Source organism: uncultured Amaricoccus sp. (assembly GCF_937858865.1).
Taxonomy (GTDB): Bacteria; Pseudomonadota; Alphaproteobacteria; order Rhodobacterales; family Rhodobacteraceae; genus Amaricoccus.
Genome location: NZ_CALLYO010000579.1, coordinates 1 through 1841 on the forward strand (window position 1 = coordinate 1; position 1841 = coordinate 1841).

Sequence of the window (1841 nt, forward strand, 5' to 3'; positions counted from 1 at the left end):
GGAGTAGCGTCCCGCGCGCGGAAGGGAAAGGTGGCTTGGCAGGCGTGGGGCGGGGGCGCGCACGGGGGGGCACGCGTGCCCTGGCTGCAAGTGGTTGAAATCGTTGGGGTGGGGTGAGCGTATAGACAACGTATAGACATTTGAGAGGTGCGGCGCGGCGCACGGTCGGCCTCGTCCGTTGCCGCCTGGCGCGGCGGAGGCGCCGGGCTCGGCGACCAGATGATCGCGGCGGCTGCCCGGCGGGCGGGTGTGCGCGCTGTCGTCACCTTCGACCGGAAGGCCGCCCGCATTCCCGGAGTGCAGCTCCTCGGGTGAGGGCGGGCTATTTCAGCTCGGCGAGGAGAATGCTCGTCTCGGAGTTGGCCACCGCCTTCAGGGCGCGGATTTCGGTGAGGGCGCGGTCGAGGGCGGCGAGGTCGGGGGTGGCGAGCTCGGCGACGAGGTCCCAGCGGCCGTTGGTGGAGTGGACGCGGCCGACCTCGGGCATGCGGCGGAGGGCGGCGAGGACGGCGCGGGTGTCGGCGGAGCGGACCTCGATCGCCATGATGGCGCGCACCCCGGCGCCGGCGCCCTCGCTGGCGAGGCGCAGGGTGAAGCCGAGGATCACCCCGCCGGCCAGCAGGCGGTCGATGCGGTTCTGCACCGTGCCGCGCGAGACGCCGAGCTGCCGCGCCAGCGTCGCCGCCGGCAGGCGGCCGTCGTTGCGCAAGAGGGCGATGAGCTGGCGGTCGAGGTCGTCGAGAGCGGGCATCTGGCGTTTCGGCGCGAAATGTTGGCGATTCGGCAGAATATCGCGCAATCTTCGGCAGTTTGCGAGCTTTTCGTTAGGCGGGCGGCGGGCTAGGTGAATGGACAGGCCGGCTTGCGGCGCTCAACCATGGAGAGGATGTGCTCGACACGCTTCAGTCCACGCAGGTGGCGGCGCTGAACCGCCGCAGCGTTCCCATCCTCGGCGCCTGCCTCGAGCTCGGCGCCGGCACCCGCGGCACGCTGATGGGGCCGATGGCGCTCCGGACCGCCGGCATCGCCCGGGTGCTCGCCGACCTCGGGCACGCGGTGAGCGACCGCGGCACGCTCTGGGAGGCCGAGCCGGTCGACCCGGGCGTGGCGCCGCAGGCGGCCGGGCGCTGCCGCCACCTGGCGGAGATCGCCGGCTGGACCCGGCGGCTGCACGATCATGCCTACGGCATGGCGGCGGAGGGGGCGGTGCCGGTCTTCCTCGGCGGCGACCATTCCATCTCGATGGGCACGGTCAGCGGCGTCGCGCGGCGCTGCCGCGAGCAGGGGCGGGAGCTGGCGATCCTCTGGATCGACGCCCATGCCGACTACAACACGCCGGAGACGAGCCCGAGCGGCAACGTGCACGGCATGGCGCTGTCCTTCCTCGCCGGCGAGGAGAGCCTGCGGCCCGTCCTGGCGAGCCGGCCGTTCCATCCGGTGCCGCCCGGGAACATCCACCTCTTCGGCGCCCGCTCGATCGACGCGGGCGAGAAGGCGCGGCTGGTGGCGCATGGCGTCGATACCGTCGACATGCGGCAGATCGACGAGCGCGGCGTCTCGGCGCTCCTCGCCGAGCGGATCACGGGGTGGCGCGCGCGCGGCGTGCACCTGCATGTGAGCTTCGACGTGGATTTCCTCGACCCGGCCGTGGCGCCCGGCACCGGCACCGTGGTGCCGGGGGGCGCGACCTACCGCGAGGCGCATCTCGTCATGGAGATGCTGTGCGATTCGGGGCTCGTCGGCTCGGTCGACGTGGTGGAGCTCAACCCCTTCCTCGACGAGCGCGGGCGCACCGCCGTCGCGGCGACCGAGCTGGTGGCGAGCCTCTTCGGCCGCACCGT

2 protein-coding genes are annotated in these 1841 nt (G+C 72.9%); one reads left to right on the plus strand and one right to left on the minus strand.

Translation table 11 applies throughout. The features are described from left to right. Nucleotides 1-322 precede the first annotated feature (322 nt). Nucleotides 323-751, minus strand: coding sequence for an Lrp/AsnC family transcriptional regulator (locus tag Q0112_RS17165; protein WP_297977226.1), 429 nt, complete (start codon nucleotides 749-751; stop codon nucleotides 323-325). 137 nt (nucleotides 752-888) lie between these two features. Between Q0112_RS17165 and rocF the strand changes: the two genes are divergently transcribed. After that, the coding region (gene rocF / locus Q0112_RS17170; RefSeq protein WP_297977227.1) for an arginase at nucleotides 889-1841 on the plus strand (953 nt) is incomplete at its 3' end.